The 3,288-nt window shown below is 69.5% G+C and carries 3 protein-coding genes; 2 read left to right on the top strand and 1 reads right to left on the bottom strand.

Annotation, left to right across the window (positions count from 1 at the left end; translation table 11 throughout):
• A partial coding sequence (locus tag ABZ641_RS30375) for a glycosyl hydrolase family 28-related protein (protein ID WP_359986934.1) occupies positions 1-2,120 on the bottom strand: 2,120 nt, incomplete at its 3' end.
• A gap of 334 nt (positions 2,121-2,454) precedes the next feature.
• Between ABZ641_RS30375 and ABZ641_RS30370 the strand changes: the two genes are divergently transcribed.
• Both ABZ641_RS30370 and ABZ641_RS30365 read left to right on the top strand, forming a co-directional pair.
• A complete protein-coding gene (locus ABZ641_RS30370) occupies positions 2,455-2,649 on the top strand; it encodes a DUF1918 domain-containing protein (RefSeq protein ID WP_344627148.1) in 195 nt (64 codons plus the stop codon).
• Positions 2,650-2,653: 4 nt separating this feature from the next.
• Positions 2,654-3,288: DedA family protein (locus ABZ641_RS30365; RefSeq protein ID WP_359986931.1), on the top strand; the 635-nt coding region annotated here is incomplete at its 3' end.

The raw sequence follows: 3,288 nt of genomic DNA, 5'->3' as shown, positions 1-3,288 counted from the left end.
TCGAGGCGGAGACCTCGGACAACCCACTGCGGGAAGGCGTTGTTCGCGCTCTCCCAGTACGAGTTGGCGTCACCGTCGACCGTGTTGCCCGCACCGTAGGTCTGGTTGCTGCTGGACGCGGTGGCGGGCTTGCCCTGCGCGACGTTGCCGGTGCCGGTCGGGCAGGTCGGCGTCGGCGAGGAGGACGGGCTCGGCGAGGGCGAGGAGGACTGCGAGGGGCTCGGCGAGGGACTGGAGGTGCCCGGGTTCGAGGGCACGCCGTTGTACGTCCAGACCGGTGCCGGCCAGGTACCGGTGCAGGTGGAGCCGGTCAGGCCCGAGTTGCCGCCGCCGTCGGTGATGACGAAGCCGGTGCCCACGCAGTTGTGGATCGGCGTGGCGGACTGCGCGATGTTGCTGGCCTTCACGTTGGTGAACTTCAGGGTGGCGTTGGCCTGCGCCTGGACGGCGTAGGTGCCGGCGCCGTTGATGTTCACGTTGGTGAAGTTGATGCCGTTGGCCGCACCCTCGATGGTCTGGATCGCCTCGTAGGAGCTGTCCAGGATGTCGGTGTCGGTGATGTTGATCGTCGCGCCGCTGATCGGCTCGTTGAGGCCGCTGAACCAGACCGCGCCGACGCCGAAGTTCCAGTTGTAGTCGCTGTTGCCGGTGCGGATCAGGGTGTTGCGGGCGGCGGTGATGGTGCCCGCGACGGCGGTGCCGCTGCCGGAGTTGACCCCCGGGTAGCGGTTGGCGATGTGCAGGCCGCCGCCGTTGGTGATGGTGTCCGACATGACGTTGTCGGAGATGGTGAAGTCGCGGCCGCCGTAGGTGACGATGTTGTTCGCCAGGATCGGCAGCACCACGGTGTTGTGGGTGAAGCTGTCGTTGGTGTTCGGCTTGTCCTGCGGCCAGGAGGCGAGGCCGTCGTCACCGGTGTTGCGGACGAAGGTGTTGGTGACCGTCGAGTTGGTGACGCCGGTGTGGAAGTTCACGCCGTCGGCGGTCTGGTCGAGGATGCGGCTGTTCTTGATGGTGAGGCGGTCCATCGGGCCGTCCATCCAGGCGCCGACCTTGGTGTGCTGCAGCCACAGGTTGTCGACGGTGGAGTTGGACATCGCGCCGCCGAGCGCGTTGACCTGGTCCTCGTCGACCCGCTCGCGGATGTCGCCGATGATCGCGAAGTCCTTGAGGGTGACGTTCGAGCTGCCGCCCTGGTTGGCCCACTTGCCGTAGACGCCGGCCGCGTTGGCGCGGTTGTTCGGGTCGCGCCCGCCGAGCACCGAGTACCACGGGCCGGCGCCGACCAGGGTGACCTTGTCCACGACCACGTGGCTGTACAGGGTGAAGTTGCCCTGCGGGATGTACACCGTCTTGCCCTGCGCCGCGCCCGCGTCGACCGCGGCCTGGAACTTGGCGGTGGAGTCGGTGGCACCGGTCGGGTCGGCCCCGAAGTCGGCGACCACGTCGAGGGCGCCGGCCGGCTTGCCGATCGGCCCGGCCACGTTCTCGAAGTCCGCCAGATCGATGGTGAAGGTGGGCGACTGGGCGGTCGAGGCGACCTGCAGCCGGATCTTGGTGCCGACCGGGTAGGTCTGGCCGAGCAGGGTGCGGGTCTCGTCGTAGAAGTGGTGCGGGTTGGAGTCGCCCGGGTTGTTGTTGAACGGGTAACCACCGTAGTACCAGCTGTACTTCGAGGTGACGGGGACGCTCTTCAGCCTGGCGCCGTCGACCAGCAGGTCGATCGAGGCGTCGCGGCCCTTGCCGTCCGCCGAGTCCGGCAGGCTGTAGCGGAAGTCGATCGAGTTGGCCGGCTGGGTCAGCGTGAACTCGACGTACTGCCCGGTGCCGTTGAGCGCGACGGCCTGCCGGCCGGACGCCTCGGACGGCAGCGCGCCGTACTTGCGGTCGGGGCCGATCACGGTGCCGTTGGTGGCGGCGTACTCCGCCTCCTGCTCGACGAACGGCACGGTCGCTCCGCGGCCCGGGACGTTCAGCGGGGAGAGGGCGGGCACGCCGGCGGCGTGCGCGGCACCGGCGTTCGCCAGGACGGCGGTCAGCAGGCCGACGGTGCCGAGGGCGGTGGCGGTCAGGGCCGCGACGGTGCGCCTGCCGTGCCGGGTGGGGGGTGGTTGCTGCATCTGCGGCTGCACATCCTTGCCGATCGTGGGGGTGCTCCGGGTGGGGGCAAGTGCCCGGCCGCCGCGCCGCACTGACGCCGTGTCGACGACGCACCGGTGCAGCCCGCGGCTTCCCGCCGGGCGTGGCGAGACTATGAGCAGCGGATGCACGAAGTCCATACCCGTGCGCAAAAAATCGATCGAAGCATGCAATTTGGATGTGATGGTCCAGCAAAGATGTGATCACCTGAGAGGTGAGGGACGTTGTGCCCCATCTGCCCCCATTGCGTGCACCCGGCCCGCGCCGCAGAGTGGAAGCACAGTTCAGTGTCGACAGCCACCGAGGAGCATGATCATGCAAGCCACTGTGGGCGACCAGCTCCACATCCACAGCCGGTCCGTCGGCATGGTGGACCGCAAGGGCGAGATCATCGAGGTCCGCGGGACCGACGGCGAGCCCCCGTACCTGGTCCACTTCGAGGACGGCCACGACGGCCTGGTCTACCCCGGCCCCGACTGCGTCATCGAGCACCAGCAGGAACGCCGCTAAGGGATTGACGACCCCGCCCCCGCTGCCGGGCCCGCTGGCCCACCTGGCCCCACTGCTGGACGACTACGGCTATCTGGCAGTGGGCCTGCTCGTGCTGCTCGACAACTGCGGCATCCCCGTCCCCGGCCAGACCGTCCTGGTGCTGGCCGCCGTCTACGCGGGCACCGGCCGGATGTCCATCGCGGGTGTGGTCGCGGTGGCGTTCACCGCCGCGGTGGTCGGCAACAGCCTCGGCTACCTGATCGGCCGCACCGGCGGCCACGCCTTCGTCCACCGCTGGGGCAAGTACGTCTGGCTCACCCCGGCCCGGATGGCCCACGCCGAGGGCTTCTTCCGGCGCAACGGCGTCAAGGTCGTCCTGGTCGCCCGGTTCATCGACGTCCTGCGCCAGACCAACGGGATCATCGCCGGCACCACCGACATGGCCTGGCGGCGCTTCCTGCCCGCCAACGTCGCCGGCGCCGCGCTCTGGGTGGGCGTCTGGGCCTCGCTCGGCTACGCCCTCGGTACGGACATCGGCACCCTCTACGAACAGGCGCTGCGCTACCAGGTCTACCTGCTCGCCGCGCTCGGCGTGCTGGTCGCCCTCGTCGGGCTCCGCGCCTACCTGAAGCGGCGCCGCCGGGCCGCCGCCGGACC

The organism is Kitasatospora sp. NPDC007106 (genome assembly GCF_040634455.1).
Lineage (GTDB): Bacteria > Actinomycetota > Actinomycetes > Streptomycetales > Streptomycetaceae > Kitasatospora > Kitasatospora arboriphila.
Note: the sequence above shows the minus strand (reverse complement) of the source record. Positions and strands in the feature narration are given on the sequence as shown.

Bases quoted from the DNA above. Each gene is read 5' to 3' on its own strand.
- ABZ641_RS30370 (WP_344627148.1), top strand. From the start codon at position 2,455: ATGCAAGCCACTGTGGGCGACCAGCTCCACATCCACAGCCGGTCCGTC.